Source organism: Williamwhitmania taraxaci, assembly GCF_900096565.1.
Taxonomy (GTDB): domain Bacteria; phylum Bacteroidota; class Bacteroidia; order Bacteroidales; family Williamwhitmaniaceae; genus Williamwhitmania; species Williamwhitmania taraxaci.
In genome coordinates this window covers 11,989-36,728 of sequence record NZ_FMYP01000043.1, presented here as the reverse complement: position 1 = coordinate 36,728, position 24,740 = coordinate 11,989, and the positions used below count along the sequence as shown (strand labels likewise).

Genomic DNA, 24,740 nt, shown 5'->3' with positions numbered 1-24,740 from the left:
AGGCGTGTCAACGAAGTATCTACAGAACTATTCGAATTGGTTTGTCGCGGTAGAAAGGGCAAAGAAGGAGAAATCCTCACCGGAAAAGGTAGGCCGGCAGCTGTTGAAACGCTACCAAGCATGGGATCTATTTACAAACATTGAAGCGCATTACAAGAGTTTCATACAAGCCTACTCAGAGCGCACCTACCGATGTCCAGTGAAACGGTCGTGGAAGTCGCAAAATTGGAATAGTGGAGTAATTCAGGTTAGTGCAGCATTTTAATGCTAACAAAATATTATCAACAACATTTTTTTAGATTACAGCCAAAGTCATTAGTATATTAACGGATAAGCAACCATCCGCCGTTATTGTAAATACCAATGCTTCGCTCAACATTCCCGTAAGACGCGAAATTTCAGCGCCTTCAATAATTCCAACATCTACTCAAACGGCTTCTCAGGTTTCTTTAGATGTGGTATTTACCAGCTGGGACGAAGAGTCGGCATTGATTGTTGATAATGAGGATAAAGGGTTTAGTGTTACAAACAGTCAGAATCAAGGATTGCTTCGAAAGTTGGCCAACCGTTTCGAGAAATCGGGTGACGAATACCAGGGATATAGTTGGTGGGGAGTTGGTGGACGCTGGCGGAAGTATGTGGGTGAAATATTTTATGGCAAATATGTGTACTCGGCCACGGCCATTCGCTCTGGCAATGGAGTAGCACAGGCTTCTTGGATATTGCCACTTACAAAAGAAGGACAGTACGACGTGTATGTTTTCATTGCCAAGGAGAAGGGTGAATCGGATAATGAGGCGTTGGGTGAGTACCACTATTCCATTTACCATGATGATGGTGTGGATAAAGTGACTGTAAATACGAAGGAGGTTGATGCTGGCTGGGTGCTACTTGGGACTTATTTCTGCACTCCAGGTAACGCTAAGGTTGTGATTTCGAACGAATCCAATGCTAGGGTTGTAATTGCGGATGCAGTAAAGGCGGTTCTCTTATAAGTTGTGATGACCCTTGATTTTAATGCTTTTAAAGGATACTAACAGAAAAAATTAAAATAGAATTCGATGATACGAAAATTGGTGCTCTTACTTATTACTGTTTCTTTCTTCTGTATTGGCTTTACTCCGGCGGATGGGCAAACTGTTTATACTCTTGAACGCGCCTTGGATGTAGCGGGGAATCAAAGTCCCGATATTATACAGTCGTTGCTTAATTTGGAGCGATTTAAGGAGTCGCTAAATGCGCAGCGAGCAGGACTTAAATCGAAATTTCAACTCAACGTTACACCTATTGAGTATGAAAACTCCCGTAACTTCAATAGCACCTATTCCACATGGATAAACACTGAATCAACAACATCCTCGGGGACATTTTCGATTGTTCAGCCTATTTTACCAACTGATGCAACGGTCTCGCTCAATAATAATGCAGCGTGGCGGAAGAATTATAGCGATTTCAGTAAAACGGAGACAAAATCATATAGCAATAACTTATACCTGAATATACAGCAACCGTTGTTTACCTACAATAAACGGAAGATGGAGTTGCGTGAACTTGAACTCGATTATGAAAAGGCAAATCTAAACTATTCCATGCAACGGTTAAACTTGGAAAAGAATGTTAGCCAATACTTCTACAACCTTTTTCTTGCTCAAAAAAACCTAACTATTGCGGAGGATGAACTCGAAAAGACTCAAAAAAGTTATGAGATAATTGAGAATAAGGTTAGTGCCGGTTTGGCGGCAAAGGAGCAGTTCTACCAAGCGGAGCTTAACTTAATGAATGCCAAGTCTGGTTTAGAAAACCGTAAGGTTGATCGAGAAAACATACAGGATGATTTTAAACTATACGTGGGTATTCCTTTTTCCGAGGAAGCTATTGCCCTTGCCGATATTTCCGTTAATCCAGTTGTAATTGACGTAGACTTTGCTGTAAGACAGGCTTTGAGCGCGCGGATGGAGCTTCGTCAGCGCCAGATTGATATAGAAAACTCCCAGTTCGATCTTATTCGCACACAAGCACTAAACGAGTTTAAGGGCGATGTTAATTTGTCCTTAGGCCTAATGGGCGATAATCCCAAGGCAGCAAATGTTTATGAAACGCCATCGACCTCTCCTAAGGTTTCGATTAGTTTCAATATTCCCATTTACGATTGGGGTGAGAAAAAAGCGCGCGTTAAAGCTCAACAAGCGGTGGTCAAATCGTCGGAGTTAAATCTAGGAACGGAGCAAAAACAGATTGAACTAAACATCCGAAAAATCCACCGTAGTCTGAAAAATCAGCTGAATCAGATTGATATTGCCCGCCAAAACGAAAAAAATGCTCAGTTGACTTATGAAATTAATCTTGAACGTTACCGTAATGGCGATTTAACCAGCATGGATCTAAAACTCTACCAGAATCAACTCTCCGAGAAAAAGATGTCCCTTCTACAGGCCCAAATTGATTATAAGCAGGGCCTTCTAAATATGAAAATACAAACATTATACGATTTCGAGAACCAACGAGCCATTGTTCCTACCTCCGAAAGTCAAGTAAAACAATAACACTTTGCTACCATGAAAAATAGAGTTTCCATTATCCTTATAGCAATAGCCTTTACGGCCATTTCGTGTAACAATAATGAGCCTGTGCGTTCCAATGACCCGGAGATTCCTGTGTCGGTAAGCCCCATCGTTCTTTCGTCCATAGAGGAACTTATCAATACCAATGGCACGGTTTATCCGATGCAAAAAGCTGAATTTAAATCGGAAATCACAGGAGCTTACACCCTTCGAAATAATCCTGCTACGGGTCGTCAATTCCGACTAGGCGATAAGGTAACCGCAAATAACGTAGTTATATCCATTGAGGATGCTGAGTTCGAAAACAGTATTGCAATTGACTCAAAAAAACTGAACCTCGACCTTGCTGAGCAGGAGTTTCGTAAGCAGGAATCGCTTTTTGAAAAGGGAGGCGTTACCCAGCGCGAACTGAGGAACTCAGAGGTTAACTTTACTAATGCCAAGTATGACTATAAAAATGCCCAACTGAAACTGGCAAAAATGAAAGTGAATGCACCGTTTAGCGGAATCCTTGTGGAATTGCCATACTATACGCAGGGCGTTCAGATTGCCGCAGGTCAACCTCTTTTTACGGTAATGGATTTTGGTAAGATGTATATGGAAATAAATCTCCCCGAGAAATATATCTCACAAATTAAGCAAGGGTTCAAGGTAAGGCTTACCAGCTATAATCTTCCAAACGATACCCTTTGGGGGACGATTACCGATATTTCGCCAGCCATCAGCGCAGAGACAAGAACATTTAAGGGTAGGGTGGAGATTGGTAACTCTAAGCTACAACTAAAACCGGGCATGTTCGTGAATGCCGATATTATTCTAAGCCAGAAGAAAAATACGATTGTGATACCGAAAGAATTGATAATGCGCAATAATGATGTGCAGTATGTTTTTGTCGTGGACAAAAGAATTGCTCATCAAAAGGAGATATTGCTCGGCATTGAGAACGCCAATAAAGTAGAAATTGTATCAGGGATTAGTAAGGACGATAGGCTGGTTGTAAAGGGCTATGAAACCTTGAAGGACAATAGTAAGGTTAAGGTTATTCGGTAATCAACCCAAATCATTTACCCAATGAAGAAAATTACGCAGTTTGCGGTTGACTACCCGGTTTCCATCCTTATGATCATCTTTGCCATTGGTGTTCTTGGCTGGTTTTCGTTTGATAAACTTGGGGTTGATCTTTTTCCAAATCTGAATAATCCAAGGCTGTTTATTGAGGTTCGCTCAGGTGAAAGACCTCCCGAGGAGATGGAGAAGAAATTTGTTGAATCGTTAGAATCGATGGCTATTCGCCAAATTGGTGTAGTGGAAGTTGCATCAGTGGTTCGGGCTGGTAGTGCCCAAATTACTGTTGAGTTTGGATGGAAAACCGATATGGATGAGGCTTTCCTTGATCTGCAAAAGGCAGTAAATACCTTTTCCAACAAAGAGCAGTCTGATGAAATCCGCATAACCCAGCATGATCCAAATGCCGCTCCCATCATGGTTATTGGATTTAGCAAAGCTGGCGATCCTGACCTCAACCAACTCCGTAAGCTCGCCGATCATTACATACGGAATGAGCTGGTGAGGATTGAAGGGGTGGCCGAAGTTGAGGTTAGTGGAGCAGAGGAGAGCGAGATGCGCATCACCACCGACTCTTATCGGCTGCAAGCCTTTGGTCTTACTTTGAGCGAAATTAGCCAGAAGATCATGGCCCACAATCAGCAGATATCTGGTGGTACTATTACCGAATCGGGTATGCAATACATTGTGAAAGGTGTCAGTTTACTCAAAACTGTAGAGGATTTTAACGCTTTGGTTGTTGGATATAAATCGACCCAGAAGGGTAATCCTGCTGGAACGCGGGCACCAATTTATCTTCAAGAGGTTGCATCCATTAGCGTTAGTAACCAAGATCCTATAAATATAGTTCGGTTAAACGGACAACGCTGCCTTGCGCTATCCGTCTATAAGGAAACCAAATTTAACACGGTAAAGGCTGTCGCAGAGGTTAACAAATCGCTTACTGCAATTCGAAAGATTTTACCTTCTTGCAGGTTGGATGTGATTACCAACCAAGGAACATTTATTAGTCAGGCTATTGGTGAGGTTAAGGATAGCCTTTTGGTGGGGATTGTTCTGGCCATTGGAGTGCTTTACTTTTTCTTACGGCGAGCAGGTACCACGCTTATTGTAAGCATTACCATCCCCATTTCCATTGTGGCTACATTCCTGTTGATGTATTTCACTGGCATGAGTCTAAATATCATGACGCTGGGTGGATTGGCTTTGGGTGCAGGTATGTTGGTGGATAACGCAATTGTTGTTATCGAAAATATCTTCCGTAATCACGAAGAGGGCAAATCGGTTCGTGACGCTGCAATTATTGGAACTTCCGAGGTGGGCATTGCAATTACTGCTTCTACCATAACCACCATTGTTGTTTTTTTACCCATTGTTTATCTTCATGGGGCTTCGGGCGAACTATTCCGCGACCAAGCACTTACGGTTACATATTCGTTGCTTTGCTCTCTTTTTGCCGCGATACTTGTGTTGCCAATGCTCTATAAATTCTTCTATGCCAATAAACCGGCACCAGTTTCTACCAAATCTTTGAAGTTTGCTGGATATGGTCGCTTTTTGGAGAAGGTTCTGAAGAAACGGGTTGTCGTAATGGTTACTGCCATTATAGTTACAATCGGAAGTTTTTTGCTGGTACCATTTATTGGGACTGAGTTTATGCCCCAAGCTGATAGCAGAGAGTTTACCTTCGATTTAAAGATGCAGGAGGGAACTACGCTGCCCAGAACATCAGCAGCCGTATCGAATATTGAGCAAGTTATTACTGATGCCCTTGGCAATGATCTAGAATTGATTTACAGCCAAGTGGGACCTTCCGGTGGTCTGTCCGATAATGCTTCATCGGTGTATACCGGAGAAAACACAGCAAACGTTCGTATTATTCTTAAAAAAGAGAGCAAGCGTAGTCCCGAAGATGTTATGGCAATCATTACAAAGGCTACTTCAGGCGTTTTGGGCCTAGAGATAGGTTTCAATCGCGACGATTCTGCTTTACGGCAAATCTTAGGAACCCAAGAAGCTCCGGTTGTGGTGGAGATAAAGGGTGACGATTTGAACTTACTTACCGAAATATGCGATAGCGTTAAGGCACGGATGCTTTTGGTGAAGGATATTTACAACATTCAAACCTCCATTGAAGAGGGCACTCCTGAAGTTGAGATTCAGTTAAATCGAATAAAAGCAGGAATGTATAATCTCTCCATGCAAGCGGTAATCGATCAGGTTAAGAGCCAACTCGAGGGGCAGGATGCAGGACAGGTTGATTACCAAGGCGAGTTGCGGCCAATAAAAATTAGAATTCCGGAGAAATCCCTTTCTCAGCTAGATGGTCTTCTCATTCAAAATGGCGACCAGGTATTTCGTTTGAGTGAAATTGCAACCATATCCAGAAGCCGTTCTCCGCGCGAGATTTACCATCGTAATCAGGTTCGAATGGTTAAGATATTTGCACAGAAAGCAAGCGATGTGCCGCTCGATAAGGTCGCAAAACAGATTGAAGAAAGGATCAGTTCCATTCAACTTCCATCGCAGTATCGGATTCAAGTTACAGGCGAGGAAGAGAAGCGAAAGGAAGCGATGGCGAACCTAAGCACTGCTTTTATTCTCTCCATACTACTGGTGTATATGGTAATGGCGTCCCAGTTTGAGTCATTGGTTCATCCATTCACTATTATGCTCTCAATTCCACTATCGTTAGCCGGAACGTTCATTACCTTTTTTATTTTGGGTCGACCCATGAATATAATGGCACTTATCGGTATTATCATGCTGGCCGGTATTACGGTAAACGCTTCCATTATTCTTATCGATAGGATTACTCAGTTGAGGAAATCAGGATTGAATCGGCATGAGGCTATAGTCGTTGCTGCGCGGCAACGTATTCGGCCAATTCTTATGACTACTCTTACTACCATTCTTGCACTTATTCCAATGGTAATTGGATTTGGTGAAGGAGCAAGTTTACGCGCCCCTATGGCTCTGGCAGTTATTGGAGGGTTGGTTTCTTCTACAATTCTTACTCTGATTGTGATTCCTTGCTTCTACGATACCTTCGATAGGCTGCTTGGCCGGTTCCAGAACGATCAACCCAATAACGACTAGCATGGACTTTATTATTAAACGGAAAGTTTTTATTGGAATGTTTTTTATAGCCATCACTCTTTTGGGGTATGTGAGCTATAAAAAATTGGCGGTGGAGATATATCCCAATGTGGAACTGCCCTTTCTTATCGTTCAAGTGGGTTCGGGCATTGAGGTCGATCCCGATTACTTGGAACAGAAGGCAATCGTTCCTCTCGAAGGGGTAATTAGCACCATGGAAGGTATTGAGCGAATTACATCAAGCATAACACCAACCTACGGCATAATTATCGTTTCATTTAAAAAGAATACAAATCTCAAATACAGCTATCTTAAGCTGGAACAAAAGGTTGATCAGGTTAAGCCTACTCTTCCCGCAGGGCTTTTTACTCAAATTGTAAGGTTTGATGCTAGCCAGTTTGCTGGGAATTTTATGGAGCTACACGTTACGGGAAACGGAGGACTCGAGCGGCTTCGCAATTTGGTCGATAAGAAAGTAAAAAATGAGTTGGAGAATGTCGAGGGTGTTGCACGGGTTAGGATCTTTGGCGGGAAAGAAAAAACCATAGAGGTAATAGTAGATCCCGATGCATGCAAGGCCCACGGTATTACTACAGGAGATGTTCGGAGTGCACTGTCGTCCAACCAAAAGCAGCGCACTTTTGTTGGGAAGGTGCAGGATGGTTCCAGTAGGATGTTTGTCCATATGGTTGCCGAGTATGAAAATGTGAATGACGTAGGATCTATTGTGGTGGCCAAAGGTCCAGTATTTTTGAAGGATGTGGCTCAAATTTATTTTGGCTTTAAAAAGGAGGATTCCTACAGCCGAATAAATGGGCAGGATGCGGTTACTATTTCCATAACCAACGATAGCCAAGCGAATATGATCGAATTGTCGCATCGAACCTTGGCGGTTATTGCAACCTTAAATGAGAAGTTGGCTACCCAAGAGGTGCATATTGGGGTACAGAGCAATTCGGCCGAAACGATGGAAAATAGCATCGATGATATTGCCGATCTCGCCATAACGGGTGGTTTTTTTGCAATTTATATTCTATGGCTTTTCCTAGGCAACATTCGGATTGTTTCGCTTATCGGACTTTCCATTCCCATCTCGGTTTATGCTGCTTTTAACTTTTTCTATGCGTTTGATATTTCTATCAATAGTCTTTCCTTAATTGGCGTTGCGCTGGCTGTTGGGATGCTTGTGGACAATAGCGTGGTTGTGCTTGAGAATATATTTCGACACCAAAGTATTCCTGGGTCGTTGGCCGATCAATCGGTGCTGAGAGGAACTGGCGAGGTGTGGCGTTCGATATTTGCTTCTACACTTACAACTCTTGCTGTATTCTTACCCTTTACTTTTAGCGATATATTTTTGGTGAAAGTGCTGGGCTTTAATGTTGGGATATCAATTGTTGCAACGCTTTTGATCTCCCTAATCGCAGCATTGGTATTGATTCCTGCTATTACCCATTTTTTTATTAGTGGTGGCCGAAAAAGGGTGCAAACTATCCAGACGATAGGGTTACGCCATCGTCTCATTCAAATGTATTTGGCGTTACTCAAAACAGGGCTTCGCCATCCAGTAGCAACCATTCTAAGCGGAGTATCTCTTTTCTTTATCTCGCTTATGCTAGGTTTAGCATTTAGCGTAACCAGCGAAGAACAGGCGGTAACGAGTCAACTCAAGGTGTTTGTTACCATGCAATCAGGCTCCTCTCTCGAGACTACCGATAAGACTATTCGTGTTATCGAGGGATATTTAAAAGAATGGCCCGAAGTAAAGCAATCCTCCAGTAGAATTCAGGCTGCAAATGCAAGCATTTCGGTGGAATTGAAGGAGGACTTTGAGAAAGAACGCGACAAACGATTGATAGATCTTAAAAATGACCTGCGGCAGAAGACGGCGGATTTACCCAATGCCATGATTGATTTTGAAGAGGCTGCTGGCGGGGGTAGTGGAGGTGGAGGTGCCCGACGTGGAAGTGGAGTAGAGTCTGCTGCCTTTGCTGGGATGCTGGGTATGGGCGATAATTCCGAATCCGTAATATTGAAGGGGCAGGACTTCCGTCTTCTTCAGAAAGCAGCCGATGATTTAGAGTTCAGGCTCAAATCAAAAACAATCTGGATAACACAGAGTATACAACCCGAGCGGCCGGAAGTTCATCTATTGTTCGACCAAATATTGCTGAACGAACTTAATATACCACTTTCCGAAGTTGGCAACGCCCTTAATAATTTCTCCGGTGAAATTTCCACTGGTATCAAGTTTAAGCAAGGTAATGAGGAGTATGATATTATAATTAAAGAAAAGAATACCGAAGAAGAGAAGTCAAAAAGCCGATCTGCTCGTGATTTAAAAGTTCTTCCTGTTAAAGATTTGAGTGGCAGCGAACACGATCTTCAATCCGTTTCGGAAATTGAGTATGCTACCGGGAAATCAGAGATTATGCGTGTAAACCAAGAGAAGCAGGTGACCCTAACCTTTGCCTATCCAGAGGAGGCCGTAAATACTCGCGAGGCTCGCGATTTCTATCGTGCCGAAATTGACCAGCTCGTGGCTAACTATCCTTTACCTTCGGGCGTGGTTGCAGAGATTAAGCACGATCAAACGGATTTTAGTGAATACTACTTCTTGATTGGTGCTGCACTTCTGCTCATCTACATGATTCTTGCCTCGGTTTTTGAATCGTTAATCGCCCCACTTGTGTTGATGTTTACCATTCCATTGGCTGCCATAGGGTCTATTCTTGCCATTATGCTTTCAGGGAAAAGTCTTCTCAACTCAAATGCGCTCATGGGCTTTATAATTCTAATTGGGGTGGTCGTAAACAATGGAATTATTCTGTTGGATTATGCCAAAATCCTCCGAAAGCGTGGCTTTGGTAAGAACCGAGCTATTATCACATCGGGAATTTCAAGGGTAAGACCTATTTTGATAACCTCACTAACCACCATTGTCGCATTGGTTCCTTTAGCTTTAGGAACAAAGGAGTATGTGGCAACCATTGGGGCTACGTTCGCAATTACGGTCATTGGTGGATTATCTTTCAGCACAATTCTTACCCTCGTGTTTATCCCTACCTGTTACTCCGGCCTCGAGAATGGCATTGAGTGGATTCGCAATCAGACGAAAGTTGTTCAGATAATCATGTTGGCTACGCTACTTTTCGGGAGTTTCTCCATTTACTATATGGCGGATGGCTTTCTTCTGAAAATGGGTGGTATTACTTCATTGCTCATTGCCGTTCCAGCCTTAACACACTTCCTAATTTCAAGCACGCGAAGAGCAAAAACAAAGCTTATTGCCGACGCTGAACCCATTCGAATCAAGATCCAAAACTTGGTGAAGGTTTATGAACGGGATGGACGGTTTAGTCGTGAGTGGAATTCAGGAAAGCGTTTGGTTAGCCGGTTGGTCGGTTCCAAAGAACTAACGTTAAAGGCTGTCTTGCTCAACTACCGTTGGCAACTCCCACTCCTTGGATTTCTAATCTACTTTACCTATTTCCGGTTAGAGGGATTATTTATGACATTCATATTTGTCCATCTCACTGGTTTGTCGTTGGTTAATGTTTTTACACCCATCAACAAGGCATTTACTGCATGGAAACCGCTTTGGGGTATTAATCGTTGGATTAAGAGTCATTTACTGAAGATTCTCGTGTGGGGCTATATGTTTATGAACCTTGCCGTATTCTATGCGAAGAGTTCAAGCGTAGGTCTTGTGGTTTTTCTGGGGATCATTTGGACCTTGGCGATCATCATTTACCTTACCGCTCGCAAGCTCTACAACGATCAGATTAATGTAGATAGAATTACCGGACGAATGGGTGGTATTCGACGAGCCTTTTATCGGTTGGTAAAGGCCATACCGTTTTTAGGTAAACGCCGACAGCCATTTAAGGCTTTAGCTGGGGTTTCGCTCGAAATTGAAACCGGTATGTTTGGGCTACTCGGTCCCAATGGTGCCGGAAAAACAACCATGATGCGTATTATCTGCGGTATATTGGATCAAAGCTATGGGAAGATATTCATCAATGGTATTGATACACTCGAACGGCGGGAAGAGCTTCAGGGGCTTATTGGTTATCTTCCTCAAGAGTTTGGAACTTATGAGAACTTGACCGCTTGGGATTATCTCGATTACCAAGCCATGCTGAAGGGGATAACGGATGAACCCACCCGATTGCAGCGCATCGAGTACGTGCTTAAATCGGTCCATATGCTCGAGAAGAAAGATCAGAAAATTGGCTCTTTCTCGGGTGGAATGAAGCAACGTATAGGCATTGCACAGATATTGCTGCATTTGCCAAGGATTTTGGTGGTAGACGAACCCACCGCCGGCCTTGATCCTCGTGAGCGTATCCGTTTTCGTAATTTGCTTGTCGATTTAAGCCGGGAGCGTATCGTGATTTTCTCTACGCACGTAATTGAGGATATCTCTTCATCGTGCAATAATGTGGCGGTTATCAATAAGGGAGCCCTTAAGTATGTAGGCATTCCTCATGATATGACAAATCTTGCCGAGGGATTTGTTTGGAACTTTACCATACCCATGGAGGAGTTTGAACAGTTTGGCGAAAAGGCTCTTGTGGTTCACCATCGGCTCGAGGGCGATTTGGTACGCGTGCGCTGCGTGTCGGCACTAAAGCCTACTCCCAACGCTGAACTTGTTAAGCCAGGACTCGAGGATGCTTACCTCTGCTTACTCAAAAATATTGTGTCGGCATAGTTATTATTTGTTAGAATATGGCGGTTGAAGTTTTCAACATGCCGGTAATAAAACGAGTATTGTAAGATTGGTTTTTTTGTTTTACTGTTTTTAATGCATTCTTGCACTATGTCAATTCACGGATCTGCCATAAATAATCGTCTCCGTTTTGGGTTAAAACTAGTCCGGTATAACCTCCAGATAGTATTCTCTGGTAAGTTTATATGGTTCTTAGCAGCTGCACTAGCCTTCTACCTCTTTGTTACCATCATGATGGTTTTTAATGAGCCAAATGTTCGGCTGGAGAGTATTTACAGTTCGCTCGTTCTTCCTGGGCTTCTCCTGATGTTTTACCCTACAGTTTTTGGCATTCAGCACGACGCCGATACGCGAATATTGGAAATGCTATTCGGGGTTCCCGATTATCGTTTCAAAGTTTGGCTTTTCCGCTTGGCGGTTATCTTTCTGTTTGTATTCCTGCTTCTATTAGGTTTTGGTGCGCTAGCTTGCATCCTTGTAGAACCAATTCCTGTTTTTAGTTTCGGCATGCACCTTATGGTTACAAATATCTTTCTCGGAACAATGGCGTTTTGGCTCTCAACCGTAGTTCGGAATGGAAATGGTACTGCCGTTATCATGATTATTGTTGGACTTTTTATCACCATTCTTTCCCAAAATATGAGCCTTGGCTACTGGGATATCTTTCTAAATCCTTTCAAAATGCCATCGGACCTCAATCAAGTTGTTTGGGCCAAGATTGTTTTTAAGAATAGAATTTTTTTGATGGTTGGTAGCGTAGTGTTTATTCTTGGTGGTATGCTGAAGCTGCAGTTGCGTGAGAAATTCATCTAACTGCTGCTCGTAATCACCGTTGTCTGCTACTTCTTTTTCATCTTTGGTTCCACTTTAGCAATGATATTCGACGTCCCTGGTGTTTTCAAACGTGGGAATATTAGCCGCTTATTGGATCGACGAATAACGAAGTAAGTAATTGCTAAACTCAGCAAGATAACCGCGTAGGGTATCAGTTCCGAAGATGCTTGTTTGCTCGAATCCCAAATTATCACCTTGCGGGCAACTGCAATAATGGCTACTAATACGACTATTTCGACATGTACAATATTTTCCTTGAGAAATGCCTTGATGGTTTCCAGTAGTTCAATGCCGATAAGGATTATCAGAAAAACGCTGAAGAGTTCCATGAGGTTTTCTGCCTGTAAAAAGTATGGTGGGGTGATTATCTTGGTCCCAATGGTAATTAGCATATCAAGCGTTGCAAATACCAAAATCAGGGTGATTATCCCAATAAGGATGAATATTATGCTCTTTTCGAGCCATTCTAAATACTTCAGCATAGGTTTATTTTTGATTCTAAACACGGTAAGTCAAAAGTTGTTCTAAGAATGCTTTTACTTGTATTCATTTTTCCCACAAGTTAGTTACTTTCTATGTGTTTTATTGCTACCTATAAAAACTATTTTCTACCTATCTTCACCCCGAAATGAATACAACTGAAAAAATATATCCTTGGGGTGATTCGCGAAGGTATAACTCCTACGCGGGCTACTTTAAACGAGTGTTTGGCGGTAGGGTGCAAAAGTTGACCATCGATGCTGGTTTTACTTGCCCCAACCGCGATGGCTCTGTAAGCACCGGTGGCTGCACATACTGCAACAACGATGCTTTTAATCCCAGCTATTGCCTTGCGGTGAAACCCATAATACAGCAAGTTGAGGAGGGAATCGAGTTTCATGCTAACCGTTATCGGCGTGCGGAACGTTTCCTGGCCTACTTTCAGGCATTCTCCAATACCCACGCCCCACTAGCCGACCTCAAGTCTATTTACTCCCAAGCATTAGCTCATCCTGGGGTTATTGGTTTGGTTATTGGCACGCGTCCGGATTGTATTGACGCTGAAAAACTCGATTACTTTGCCGAATTGGCAAAGGAGCGTTATGTGATTATTGAATATGGCATTGAAAGTTGTTATAATTCCACTCTCGAATCCATAAATCGTGGACATAGCTACGAGTTGGCTGAATGGGCAATTCGTGAGACTGCAAAGCGGGGTATTAAGGTTGGTGCACATATAATCTTTGGACTTCCCGGAGAATCACAAAACGAAATGCTTGCACAGGCAAAAATTCTCTCGGCTCTTCCGCTCGATACCATAAAGTTTCACCAGCTCCAGATTGTAAAGGATACGGCTATGGAGCGTCAGTATCTGGCGGATTCTACTCAGTTTAATCTTTTTGGTTTGGACGATTATATGGAGTTCTTGGCTAGTTTTGTAGAGCAATTCAATCCAAATATCGTAATTGAACGGTTTGTTAACGAGGTGCCGCCAAGGTTTTTGGTTGCTCCGGCTTGGGGAAATTTCCGCGCCGATCAGCTCGGGGTGATGTTTGAGAAGTTGCTCGAGAGCAAGGATAGTTGGCAAGGGAAATTTTATACACCTTTGGTTTGATTGGCTTAGTTTTGCTAGTTTTTTTAGTATGTTGTCTTTACCCAATTTAAACGCTACAATGTGTATGCGAAACATTGCAAAAACAATAGTATTACTCTTTATGGCAGTGACTGTTTTTGTCGGCTGCAACCATGCTATAAAGGAGAAACACTTCACCCTTCGGAATGGTGATTTGCTGTTTCAGGATATTGATTGTGGGGATATGTGTAGCGCCATCGAAACAGTTACTTTTGGTTGGCATGGGGCAAAGTTTTCGCACGTAGGGATTGTGGTAGTTGACTCCGTTGGTAATACCCAAGTGCTCGAGGCCATATCTAAGGGCGTTTCGCTCACCTCCCTTGATGAATTTTTGAAAAGGAGTGCCGATTCTGCAGGAAAGCCAAAGGTTATTGTTGGAAGGTTAACCGAGAATTATCGAGAATTAACCACTGCTGCGGTAATCAGAGCATTAAATTATATGGGCAAGCCTTACGATACGGTTTTTGACATATCCAACGATGCTTACTACTGCAGTGAGTTGGTCTATTTTGCTTACTTGGACTCGTTCGGTGTTCCGCTATTTGAATTGAAGCCTATGACCTTTAGCGATCCTGCTACTGGAACCGTCTTTCCTGTTTGGAAAACCTATTTTGAGGGAATGAATTTAAGTATTCCCGAGGGAGCTCCTGGACTTAATCCAGGTGGGATTTCTCAATCAAAAAATATTGAGATTGTTCATGTGTTTGGTAATCCTCAAGGCATGATGATCGATTCTACTAAATAATATTGATTCATGGAGCCATTTCTGAAACTGGTAGCCAAAGATTTATACTCGCGCTACGGCGACGACCTAGAGGGCGTTACCCTTGTATTCCCAACCCGCCGTGCCGGACTTTTCTTTGCCAAGCATTTGGCTTCAATGGTGAATAAACCACTGTGGCACCCGCCGGTAGTTGCCATCTCAGATATCATGCTCCAAGCATCTGGGTATCGGTTGGCCGACCAACTCTCGCTTGTTCTGGAACTATATAAGGTCTACTCGCGCGTTATGGAGTCGGACGATAGTTTTGATAAGTTTTATTACTGGGGCGAAGTTATGCTTATGGACTTCGATTCTGTGGATAAGTATCGAGTGGATAGTTCTCTGTTGTTCCGCAACATCCAAGCGATTAAAGAACTGGAGGGCAAGTTTGATGCAGTCTCAGAAGAGCAGCGCGAAGCACTCGCTTCCTTTATTCATCTTTTCGAAATTGAGACCGAATCGGAGATTAAATCCCGATTTCTTACCATATGGGATGTATTGGGTTCCATCTACCAAGAGTTTAAGGATCAGTTAAATAACCAAGGGCTTGTTTACGAGGGAATGGCCTACCATGCCGCCGCCGACCTATTTGATCGTGGCGAAGTTAAGGGCCTTTCGGAGGGCATGTATGCTTTTGTAGGTTTTAATGCCCTAAATGATTGTGAAAAGGCTCTTTTTAAGTATTTCAAGCGAGAGGAAAAGGCGCTGTTTTACTGGGATTACGACACCTATTACACTCAAGACGATGTGCAGGAGGCGGGAAACTTTATCCGAGCTAATATGCTATTGTTTCCCAATGCCATCGGTAGTCAACACTTCTCCAATCTAAAGGAGAATAGGCAAATTACCGTTATTGGTAGTCCTACGGGCGTTGCTCAGGCAAAACTTGTTCCCACTCTGCTCGAGGAGATCCAGTCCAAGGGTGGGCAACTCGACGAAAGTTGCGCCATTATATTTCCTGAGGAGCAGTATCTTTTGCCCGTACTACGTGCCTTACCGCGAAATCTGGAGCGGCTCAACATTACGATGGGCTATCCCATTAAGGAGACATCGGCATTCACCTTGCTCGATTTCTTAATGAAGCTTCAGCAAGGAGCTCGCACCACAGGAACGGATGTGCGTTTCTACTTACGTGATGTGCTTTCGGTGCTTGGTCATCCCTACCTTTCGCTCGTCGATCCGGTTGCCACACAGAAGTTGCAGCGTAACTTAATCGACGATAACCGGATTTACCCCAAAGCTGTCTCGCTCAGGAATGGCGATTTACTTTCAATGATTTTCACCCCTGTAACAACAGGACAAGAAGCGCTTCGCTACTTGCGCGATGTTGTTATTGAGTTGGCAAAGATGCTGACCAACCTTACACAAGAGGAGGCACAAAGCGATGCTTCCCGCCTCGATTTGGAGTATCTCTACGCACTCTACCAGAGTATTACTCGCCTAGTTGATCTACTCTCTATCGAAAAGACAGAGATTAGCTTAAAAGTGGCTGGTCAACTAGTGCGGAAAGTCTTTAGTCAGCAGCGTGTCTCCTTTAAGGGCGAACCTCTCGCAGGATTGCAGCTGATGGGCTTCCTCGAAACGCGTGCCCTTGATTTCAAAAACTTGGTAATCCTCTCCATGAACGATGAGGCTTTACCAGGCAAGCACAACAATCCGACCTTCATTACGCCATCCTTGCGCACGGCCTTTGGTCTGCCCGATTATAAGCACCAAGAGGCTATTTATGCTTACTATTTCTATCGATTGATTCAGCGAGCCGAAAGGGTCTTCTTGGTTTATAAGAACCGTAACGATGGTCCACAAACGGGCGAGGTTAGCCGTTACGTTTTACAGCTCCGCATGGAGAATGGCATCAAAGTGGAAGAGCGTTCCGTTCAGTTCGACCTGAATTTACCTGAACCAGTGGTTATGGAGGTGGTGAAAGATTCTTCTATAATGGAGAAATTGAATACTTATCTCGATAGTACCGCCGATCGCTATCTTTCACCCAGTGCGCTTACATCGTATATTACCTGTTCATTGCGATTCTACTATCGCTATGTCCTCGGATTAAAGGAAGTTGAGGAGGCAACAGAGGAGGTTGACTCTCCGTTGTTTGGGTCCATTCTCCATCAAGCTATGTTTCAGCTGTTGAATGAATTTGTCGGAAAAGTAATATCCGAATCGCAGTTGATGGCCATGGCGAAGGACACGGATTCCATTGGGAAGGCGGTTGATTCTGCTTTTCGAATAGAGTTTTTACGTGGCGAAAAGGATGGCGATTTACAGCTGCTTGGTCGTAATCTGATTGTGAAGAATGTGGTTGAGAAACTCGTGGTGAAAATGCTAACTCTCGATGCTAAAAGAGCACCCTTTACATTGGTGGAACTTGAGCAAAAACATACAGTTCGAGTGAAATTTCAAGTCGACTCCCAACCCCAATCCGTAGCTATTGGTGGTATGGTGGATCGGTTGGAACAGGCTGATGGATCAATGGTTGTAATTGACTATAAAACTGGTGCGTATAAGCTTAAGGGCATTTTTTCCATGGTAGAGGATCTTTTCAGTCCTGAGCATATTGGAAAGCAAAAGGAGGTTTTTCAAACGCTTCTGTATAGCCGTATTGTAGCTGAACGTTTTCCAGAGGCTCGCGTTCGTCCAGCGTTATGGTTTGTGCGAAATCCCGATCCCGATTATCGTCCCGGTGTTTTTCTCAAGGAAGCCAAGATTGTACGCATGGTTGATTCCTTTTCTGATTTTGCTCCTGAGTTTAACCGGAGTCTCGAAGGGCTTTTGGTTGAAATTTTTAGCACAGAAACTCCATTTACCCAAACTACGGTGGCCGATTCGTGCTTAAATTGCACATATAAAATGATTTGCGCTAAATAGTTTGTAATAATCAGAACTTAGTAGACTGTTTTTCCACTGCTAAATTCCATTATTATCAATTATTTGGTGAGAAATATTTCTTCGCTGGGGTCGATGTATTCTCTTTTTCCATAAATTTGAAGGAAGCTATACCTCAACAACATGCTCTACAGTTTCCATTCCATAGATCATCAACTTCATAATACGCCATTTTTTCGTAGCGACGGTATTTCCTTTCCATATACGGTTCGTGTTTCATTCAAGGATGCCAGGGGTAAGGTAATTCACGAGAAGAGCTATGGGTATTTAACTTTGGCTCACATTTATGATACGATTGGGCAGCATGATTTCTTAGATATTGACGATTGTTTTGTGGATAATATTTCGCTCACCGCTTGCCGTAGGTATCTGCTAATGGCGAAGAACGACAGGATATCCATAAAGGGTCTTTCGGCTAAGGATGCTTTTTTTTATTCAACGTTAAAGGTTGATTTTTCCTTGGCGGATTTTGTTGGTGTGGCAAATTTTGAAGGAGCTACGTTTGTGTGTGAGGAGGTATCTTTTCATCAGTCCAGCTTTTCAAAAACTGGCGCAGCATTTCAGAATACGGTCTATAAAACTGGTATTGTTGATTTTACTCGCGTTAATTATGTCTTAGGAGAGGCCAATTTTAAGAACGCCGTATTCTCCGAAGGGGTTAAAAATTTTCAGGATTCTCGGTTTTTGGATGCCAATGCCAACTTTGTAAACGTAGATTTTGGCGATGGCGATGTATCCTTTATCAATACTCATTTCTACAATTCTATAACCGATTTCAAGGTGGCTACTTTTGGTAGGGGGAAGGTCGATTTCCACTTTGCCAAATTTAAGACGGGTGATGTTTCCTTCGAACGGGTGGAGTTTGGTTATGGGCGCAAGGATTTTCGTACGGTAGAGTTTGGAACTGGCAAGGTAACATTCAATAGGTGTGATTTTGGTGATGGCGATATCTCTTTTGAAGGTGCCGATTCTACTGGAGGTAGGCTTCTGTTTCGCAAATCTTCTTTTGGACAAGGGGAGGTGTGCTTCGATATCTTCGAAGGCAAGGAGGCCGACATTTTCTTTGAGCAGGTTAGTTTCGAGAAAGGAAGTGTGAGCTTTGCCGGTGGTCTTTTTCAGAATCTCACTCTTACCTCATGCCTCTTTAGCGATAGGCTCGATATTCGCGTTGCTGCCGCCCAAGCTATTGATCTTTCCGATAGCATTGTGCGTGATATTGTGGATTTTCGGCCTCACGATAGGATGCAATGCGTAGGAACCCTCGATATAACAGGGCTTAAGCTTCTTGGCCGTATTTATCTTGATTGGCAGCAGAATAATGCCAAAATGTTGGTTTATGGTCAGCGCGAAACCTCTTTCAACGATAAGGCCGATCAGTTTCGGATTTTAAAGGAAAATTTTAATGCCCTGGGGCAGTATGACGATGAAGATAAGGCCTACGTGGAATATCGAAGATGTGAGCAGAAATGCAAGCTTCATCGACAGCTGAAGGGGAGCCTATCTGCCAAGGTAATCGCTTATCCACGCTACTTGTGGAAACTCCTACTTTACGATTTAATGGGGTTGTATGCCACTCGGCCTTCACGTGTTTTTGTGAGCATGGGGGCCGTTTACTTGCTTTTCAGTTTCCTCTATATGATTCTTATTTCGTTAGGAATTGGAAACATTAATGCATCCGGAGGCCATCCCGATTCCCTGAGCATTGTGAGTCGTTCGCTCTACCACAGTGCCATAACTTTTTTCACCATTGGCTATGGCGATTTCTATCCATCGGGTCCCATTCGTATTGTGTGCGGAATTGAAGGTTTTGTTGGTGTTTTCTTAATGGCCTACTTCACGGTGGCCTTTGTACGGAAAATACTACGCTAGTATGTTGTTGATCCAATTGTGCATAGTCCAATAATCCGTTCAAGACACTTAACGTGTGATTATTGCTTTTGGAAACGGCTAATTTGGTTGTTCAATACCATTCTTATCTGTCATCTGCCGATTAATTCGTCGCTGGATTTAAACTATTTGGATATTCTCCTTTATAGTCACCTCATAAGATAACATTCGACCAATTCAAGTGTGAAAATAGATGAATTAATGATGGATTTATTTCAGAAAGTGATAATACTGAAACTCAGTTGGAACGAAATACGAATAAAAATTTGACTTAAGTTGTTTTTTTTTCAAAAAAGCATTCTCATTTCCCTTTTTGTTTTATATTTACGGTAGTTTTTTAATTATGCATTATGAAAAAGGGAAAAGTAAAATTTTTTAACGAGTCAAAGGGTTTTGGATTTATTAGCGATTCAGAATCAGACAAGGAGTATTTTGTTCACGCCACTGGCCTTGTTGATAAGGTAAAAGATGGTGATGATGTGACCTTCGAATTGCAAGAAGGCAAAAAAGGATTGAATGCGGTAAACGTTAGACTAGCATAAGGCTTAGTATTTGAATTACCCGAGTAAATTTTTTTAAAGCTTCACGTTTTGTGAAGCTTTTTTTGTTCGAAACATTCTGATATATTGAAAATTACTCAGATGAATGATAATCTTATATTCCAAGTTGCCCTTACTCGCTCTCCCTAATGAAGGTGTTGATAATACCAGAGCATAAAAAAACCGCGGGATCTTCCTACGGTTTTTGAATATGGTATCGGTTGTTTGGACTATTTCTTATTCTTCTTTTTAAGATTTTTCTTTTTGCGCAGCTTGGTCTCCTCATCAAAGGCATCAATCTCCTTCATCAGAGTTTTCCAGTCGTTACTGGGCTCTTCGGAAAAGTCAATGGTGGTGGTATAGTCCTTCTGATCGATATCGAGAACCTTCACCTTTTTGTCCATGAACAGTTCAATGGCCTCCAAAACAGGGCGTTCCTCTTCGCTGCAGAACGAAACCGCTGTTCCGCGCGACACGCCACGTCCGGTACGGCCCACACGGTGAACATAGTTTTCGGGAACATCGGGTAAGTCGTAGTTTACTACGTAGTTTACATTGGGTATGTCGATTCCCCTAGCCGTTACATCGGTGGCGATAAGCACTTTTAGTGTGCCTTCTCTGAAGTTTTCGAGCGCATCAATTCGCTCTGCCTGATCCTTTCCTCCATGGATGGTTCCACATACTAATCCTACCCGTCCCATAGCTAGGCAAACGCGTTCGGCCCGTACTTGGGTGCGCACAAAAACTAGGATTTTGCTCTCAGCATTCTCCTTGATCAATCGTTCGAGGAAAAACCGCTTGTCATCCATGGCGATATGGGTCACCGAGTGGTTGATATTCTTAGAGACTGGATCTTTTGGCGATATTTGAATTCGGATAGGCTTGCGAACCAGCGAGTAGGCTAAATCTTTAATGTGTTCGTTGATGGTAGCCGAGAAGAACAGTGTTTGTCGTTGGCGCGGTAAGAAGCGTAGCATCGACTGAATGTCCCCGTAAAAACCGAGGGCGAGCATATGGTCGGCTTCATCAAGAATTAGGGTGTCTACGTGATCGAGTCTAATGTAGCCCTGGCTAACCAAGTCGAACATACGGCCAGGGGTAGTAATCAAAATATCAATTCCTGCCACCAGTTGGGCAATTTGGGCCTCTTGCTCTACACCGCCAAAAACGCAAAACGATTTGACTTTGGTGTATTTCTCAATGGCTTCAAATGTCTTGGTCACCTGTAAGGCTAACTCTCGTGTTGGAACCACTACCACGCAATTTATACCTTGGGGTAACCGGTTCAACTTTTTTTCGTGAATGAGCTGGATTATGGGTATGGCATATGCAGCAGTTTTTCCCGTTCCGGTTTGTGCAATGGCAAGCACATCTTCCCCTTCGAGAATCGGTGGGATGGCTTTATGCTGAATGTCGGTGGGGCGGCGGAAGTTTAGTTCTTCCAAACTTCTCTTTAATTCTGGAGCAATGCGATACTGTTCAAATCTCATTCTAAAGCTGTTTCTTGGATAAATAGGTGAAACCGGAATTGGGTTGTCGGGCGCAAAGATAGCGTGTTATTTTTACTTTTTAGGGGTGTTGTATTTTGGTCTTAGATATATGATATCCGCAGATTCTTATGGTAATCGTTATATTGTTTCGGAAATCAGTATTGTCCTTTTTACTTTGTGTGTGTTGTTATCTATTTATATTCGAAGTTTCTTGATTGTTGAAGAGGTCTATTTTTTTATAAATATAGGTGCAGCCCCAAACCTAGCGTTCCGTCTACCATCAGCGACGGACCAAGGGTTACTTTGCCTTTATCCTTTTCGTTCCCCATGCGCTGAATGGCCTTGATTGTGACACCGCGTGAAGTCGCTATTTTAGCAAAGGTGTAGCCCAGCGCAATGGAAAGCGGATAGTCGCTCATCCAATGTACTCCATTGTTAACCATGGCCAATCCAATAAGAGTCATCATGGAATAACCAACTGGTTTTATGTAGGTGTGTTCAGGGTAGTTTGTGGCAAGGATTGTTACTGTGGCCATGGCGGTGGCCAAGTGACCAGAGGGGAAGGCATCATACTTTGGTACCGACTTTTGGTAGGTCTTTGGGTTCGGGAAGAGGCGCCACTTGCCTCCCGGTGATGTTGCCACAAAGGGGCTTTCCCTGCCGCTGAGATGTTTTAGAAGCTGGGTGGTAATTCCCATGGCAATGTAGCATTCTGCAAACTGGCTTGCGGTGGCAACATCGCGTTGATCGTGTTTTATAAGCCCATTTACAAGAATTCCCGAGGCCAGAGCAATGCTAGGCCAGCCTTCACCAATAAAGTAGAGGGTTGTGTTGGCATTTTGGGGCAAATCAAGTAGGTCTATAATGGTTCCTCCTGCCTTAAAACTTATGGCGTTAAAGTTCTTCCGTTCAGGATCGATGCCTGCCCAAAGGCCAAACTGCTGCACCCCATTAGTGATGTCTTGATCGAAAACAACCAGAATGGCTGTACTTACGGCCACGGCACCTAAGGTTATTAACCCTTTTTTTGTACCAGTACGTCGACCAAATTCAACCCAATCACCGGGAATATTCTTGGCAAAATCATAAATTCTTGGTGCATGGAATGTCTTTTCAAGGCTATCGTATGTGTATACCGAGTAGCGGCGGCCTAAGGTATCTGTTCCGCTCGAGTCGGCTATTGTGTTTGCAATACAGGGGCTGCAATTAAGAATAATTGCCATAAATATGGCAAGCATAGTTGGACGCATAGTTGGGTATTGTTGGGTTTTGAAAAAAAACGGTGCTGCAGCGTAGGGCCGTTGCAGCACCGAGGTATTATTTCTTCTCGATTTTGTTCAGACCATTTACAAACATATATTCAGCAGTTTGATAGTAGGTTACTGCTTCATCCTTCATTATTTCGTTTGATTCCTTAATCGCCTCTTCGCCGGTATAGCGATCAAATTGATAAAAGCTAAATCGCTGCTGTGGGCTCAGGATGGAGAGGTTATTCCCCTTAATGTATCCAAGCTTTTGGTAGTTGCCAATAAACGCTCTTTCTTCTGTCTGTTTCATCTTCATAATATCCTTACCGTAAAAGGTCGATTGGTAGCTCCAGTTCAAAATGCCTAGGAGTGTTGGCGTGAGATCAATTTGGCTACAGAGTTTATCTACTTTTTGAGCAGGAATATTCGATGGGTTATAAATCACTAGTGGAATCTGGTATTCATTGATCGGGAGTTCGGCCCGACCAGCACTACCACCGCAGTGATCTGCCACTACTATGAATATAGTATTGTCGAACCAGGGTTTGTTTTTCACCTCGTTAAACAACCATGCTAGAGCGTAATCGGTGTACATTACTCCACCTTTCCGTGATTTCGGAAAGTCGATGCCTACGCTGGGGAAGGTGTAGGGACGGTGATTGGAGGTAGTCATTATAAAGTTGAGGAATGGTTCCCCCTTGGCAAACGATTGATCGGCTTCTTGTATGCTTCGCTTGTAGATATCTTGATCGCAAACTCCCCATACATTGGCAAAAGTTATTTCCTCGGGTTTTAGATCGCTGCGGTCCACAATGTCGAAACCGTTGGTGGAGAAGAATTGGTTCATGTTATCAAAATAGCCATATCCGCCGTAGAGAAACTTGTTTACATAACCCTTCTCCTTGAAAATAGATCCAAGGCTGTAAAGGTTTTCGTTGCCCGAACGTCGAACAATGCTGGTGCCCGGGGTAGGAGGAATGCTAAGGTTGATTGCCTCAAGCCCACGAACTGTTCTGGTTCCAGTGGCGTAAAGATTTGTGAAGAAGAGCGATTGGTTGGCTAGTGAATCCATAAATGGCATGGTGATTCCGCTGGTGCTCGGAATGTAATTCATGTATTCGCCGCTCAGACTCTCAACGGTAATAAGGAAAACATTGTAGCGCTTCTCCTCGCCGGTGTTAGAAACCTTGGTAACTGGATTCATAACATCGGGTGAGATATAGGCAATGGTGCTGTCTGCCATTAGGCTGCGCAGCTGAGTGAATGCTTCCTTCTTATCTTTGATCAGGTAGAACTGTTCGTAATCGAGCTTGTTGTTCTTGAATGCTTCAAAGAAGGAGTAAACTCCATTTTTCGCCAGCTCTTTGTTGTATGTGTTTGTGCTTATCTCGCTGCAACGATGGGTGACGAAGAGCAAGCCAATAATTGGAACTATGCTCAGAATTAGCGCAGTTTTTAACCGCACTAGAAACCCTTCGGGTGACTGTAGCGCCCTTCCAATCCAACCTTTTCGAGCAACAAACCAGACAATAACACCAGTTATTGCTGCTATGGAAACAACAAGTAATGGAATATTATACGATTCCCATATATTCCCAATCACTTCAGAGGTATAGATCAGGTAGTCTACTGCAATAAAGTTGAACTTAACGTTGAATTCGTCCCAAAAGAAATACTCAGCAAACGCAGTGTAAACAATTATTACCGTGGCAATGGTATAGAAAGTATAGGTAATATACTTAACGATCTTCTTCTTTGCCAATTTGTGAGGAACAAGTAGTGTAACCAGAACAAATGGAATCATAAAGTAGCCAAAGGCAATGGTATCGAAGAATAGGCCCGTGCTAACGCTTTTTACAATTTCCCATACACTCTTGCTAAACTGGGAAAAAGAGTAGAAGAACAAGACTAGTCGTGTTAAAAACGACACAGAAATAAAAATCAGGTAAAGCAGGTAGATGCTTCCAAATCTCGAGTTGAAGAACTTTTTCATTGGTATATAATTTGTTTTTATTCGAT

The 24,740-nt window shown here is 43.1% G+C and carries 15 protein-coding genes and 1 pseudogene; 12 read left to right on the top strand and 4 right to left on the bottom strand.

Annotation, left to right across the window (positions count from 1 at the left end; all coding sequences use genetic code 11):
* The 7 genes and pseudogenes from BLS65_RS18290 to BLS65_RS11540 all read left to right on the top strand — a co-directional run.
* Nucleotides 1-265, top strand: a pseudogene (locus BLS65_RS18290) (hypothetical protein); the annotation flags it as partial.
* A 190-nt stretch (nucleotides 266-455) separates the two neighbouring features.
* Nucleotides 456-995 (top strand): golvesin C-terminal-like domain-containing protein, encoded by a 540-nt coding sequence (locus BLS65_RS11565; protein WP_092439136.1) that lies wholly within the window; start codon nucleotides 456-458, stop codon nucleotides 993-995.
* A gap of 66 nt (nucleotides 996-1,061) precedes the next feature.
* The gene (locus tag BLS65_RS11560) at nucleotides 1,062-2,543 is read left to right on the top strand and encodes a TolC family protein (RefSeq protein WP_092439134.1); all 1,482 of its coding nucleotides are present in this window, start codon (nucleotides 1,062-1,064) and stop codon (nucleotides 2,541-2,543) included.
* 12 nt (nucleotides 2,544-2,555) lie between these two features.
* Nucleotides 2,556-3,611 (top strand): efflux RND transporter periplasmic adaptor subunit, encoded by a 1,056-nt coding sequence (locus tag BLS65_RS11555; RefSeq protein WP_092439132.1) that lies wholly within the window; start codon nucleotides 2,556-2,558, stop codon nucleotides 3,609-3,611.
* Nucleotides 3,612-3,632: 21 nt separating this feature from the next.
* Nucleotides 3,633-6,725, top strand: coding sequence for an efflux RND transporter permease subunit (locus tag BLS65_RS11550; protein WP_092439130.1), 3,093 nt, complete (start codon nucleotides 3,633-3,635; stop codon nucleotides 6,723-6,725).
* A 1-nt stretch (nucleotide 6,726) separates the two neighbouring features.
* Nucleotides 6,727-11,442, top strand: coding sequence for an efflux RND transporter permease subunit (locus tag BLS65_RS11545; RefSeq protein WP_092439128.1), 4,716 nt, complete (start codon nucleotides 6,727-6,729; stop codon nucleotides 11,440-11,442).
* 108 nt (nucleotides 11,443-11,550) lie between these two features.
* Nucleotides 11,551-12,273 (top strand): hypothetical protein, encoded by a 723-nt coding sequence (locus BLS65_RS11540; RefSeq protein WP_092439126.1) that lies wholly within the window; start codon nucleotides 11,551-11,553, stop codon nucleotides 12,271-12,273.
* Between the two features lie 26 nt (nucleotides 12,274-12,299).
* Here BLS65_RS11540 and BLS65_RS11535 read toward each other — a convergent pair whose 3' ends face one another.
* Nucleotides 12,300-12,776, bottom strand: a complete 477-nt coding sequence (locus BLS65_RS11535) for a phosphate-starvation-inducible PsiE family protein (RefSeq protein ID WP_092439124.1) — start codon at nucleotides 12,774-12,776, stop codon at nucleotides 12,300-12,302.
* A gap of 146 nt (nucleotides 12,777-12,922) precedes the next feature.
* Between BLS65_RS11535 and BLS65_RS11530 the strand changes: the two genes are divergently transcribed.
* From BLS65_RS11530 to BLS65_RS11510, 5 genes are all read left to right on the top strand, one after another.
* Complete coding sequence (locus BLS65_RS11530) at nucleotides 12,923-13,888, top strand: tRNA modification radical SAM protein MnmL/YtqA (protein WP_092439122.1); 966 nt, start codon at nucleotides 12,923-12,925, stop codon at nucleotides 13,886-13,888.
* Nucleotides 13,889-13,952: 64 nt separating this feature from the next.
* Complete coding sequence (locus tag BLS65_RS11525; RefSeq protein WP_170830095.1) at nucleotides 13,953-14,651, top strand: YiiX/YebB-like N1pC/P60 family cysteine hydrolase; 699 nt, start codon at nucleotides 13,953-13,955, stop codon at nucleotides 14,649-14,651.
* A 9-nt stretch (nucleotides 14,652-14,660) separates the two neighbouring features.
* Nucleotides 14,661-17,540: a PD-(D/E)XK nuclease family protein gene (locus BLS65_RS11520; protein WP_092439118.1), complete on the top strand. Its 2,880-nt coding sequence runs from the start codon at nucleotides 14,661-14,663 to the stop codon at nucleotides 17,538-17,540.
* A 141-nt stretch (nucleotides 17,541-17,681) separates the two neighbouring features.
* Nucleotides 17,682-19,427, top strand: a complete 1,746-nt coding sequence (locus BLS65_RS11515) for an ion channel (protein WP_092439116.1) — start codon at nucleotides 17,682-17,684, stop codon at nucleotides 19,425-19,427.
* A gap of 368 nt (nucleotides 19,428-19,795) precedes the next feature.
* Nucleotides 19,796-19,987: a cold-shock protein gene (locus BLS65_RS11510; protein ID WP_092439114.1), complete on the top strand. Its 192-nt coding sequence runs from the start codon at nucleotides 19,796-19,798 to the stop codon at nucleotides 19,985-19,987.
* Between the two features lie 227 nt (nucleotides 19,988-20,214).
* Here BLS65_RS11510 and BLS65_RS11505 read toward each other — a convergent pair whose 3' ends face one another.
* The 3 genes from BLS65_RS11505 to BLS65_RS11495 all read right to left on the bottom strand — a co-directional run bounded on the left by BLS65_RS11505 (nucleotide 20,215) and on the right by BLS65_RS11495 (nucleotide 24,714).
* On the bottom strand, nucleotides 20,215-21,474 hold the full coding sequence (locus tag BLS65_RS11505) for a DEAD/DEAH box helicase (RefSeq protein WP_092439112.1): 1,260 nt from the start codon (nucleotides 21,472-21,474) through the stop codon (nucleotides 20,215-20,217).
* 236 nt (nucleotides 21,475-21,710) lie between these two features.
* Nucleotides 21,711-22,724: a phosphatase PAP2 family protein gene (locus BLS65_RS11500; protein WP_092439109.1), complete on the bottom strand. Its 1,014-nt coding sequence runs from the start codon at nucleotides 22,722-22,724 to the stop codon at nucleotides 21,711-21,713.
* 67 nt (nucleotides 22,725-22,791) lie between these two features.
* Nucleotides 22,792-24,714, bottom strand: a complete 1,923-nt coding sequence (locus BLS65_RS11495) for an LTA synthase family protein (protein ID WP_092439106.1) — start codon at nucleotides 24,712-24,714, stop codon at nucleotides 22,792-22,794.
* Between the last annotated feature and the right edge of the window lie 26 nt (nucleotides 24,715-24,740).

Bases quoted from the DNA above. Each gene is read 5' to 3' on its own strand.
- BLS65_RS11535 (WP_092439124.1), bottom strand. From the start codon at position 12,776: ATGCTGAAGTATTTAGAATGGCTCGAAAAGAGCATAATATTCATCCTT.
- BLS65_RS11500 (WP_092439109.1), bottom strand. From the start codon at position 22,724: ATGCGTCCAACTATGCTTGCCATATTTATGGCAATTATTCTTAATTGC.
- BLS65_RS11530 (WP_092439122.1), top strand. From the start codon at position 12,923: ATGAATACAACTGAAAAAATATATCCTTGGGGTGATTCGCGAAGGTAT.
- BLS65_RS11515 (WP_092439116.1), top strand. From the start codon at position 17,682: ATGCTCTACAGTTTCCATTCCATAGATCATCAACTTCATAATACGCCA.
- BLS65_RS11555 (WP_092439132.1), top strand. From the start codon at position 2,556: ATGAAAAATAGAGTTTCCATTATCCTTATAGCAATAGCCTTTACGGCC.
- BLS65_RS11560 (WP_092439134.1), top strand. From the start codon at position 1,062: ATGATACGAAAATTGGTGCTCTTACTTATTACTGTTTCTTTCTTCTGT.
- BLS65_RS11540 (WP_092439126.1), top strand. From the start codon at position 11,551: ATGTCAATTCACGGATCTGCCATAAATAATCGTCTCCGTTTTGGGTTA.
- BLS65_RS11510 (WP_092439114.1), top strand. From the start codon at position 19,796: ATGAAAAAGGGAAAAGTAAAATTTTTTAACGAGTCAAAGGGTTTTGGA.
- BLS65_RS11520 (WP_092439118.1), top strand. From the start codon at position 14,661: ATGGAGCCATTTCTGAAACTGGTAGCCAAAGATTTATACTCGCGCTAC.
- BLS65_RS11550 (WP_092439130.1), top strand. From the start codon at position 3,633: ATGAAGAAAATTACGCAGTTTGCGGTTGACTACCCGGTTTCCATCCTT.
- BLS65_RS11505 (WP_092439112.1), bottom strand. From the start codon at position 21,474: ATGAGATTTGAACAGTATCGCATTGCTCCAGAATTAAAGAGAAGTTTG.
- BLS65_RS11545 (WP_092439128.1), top strand. From the start codon at position 6,727: ATGGACTTTATTATTAAACGGAAAGTTTTTATTGGAATGTTTTTTATA.
- BLS65_RS11495 (WP_092439106.1), bottom strand. From the start codon at position 24,714: ATGAAAAAGTTCTTCAACTCGAGATTTGGAAGCATCTACCTGCTTTAC.
- BLS65_RS11525 (WP_170830095.1), top strand. From the start codon at position 13,953: ATGCGAAACATTGCAAAAACAATAGTATTACTCTTTATGGCAGTGACT.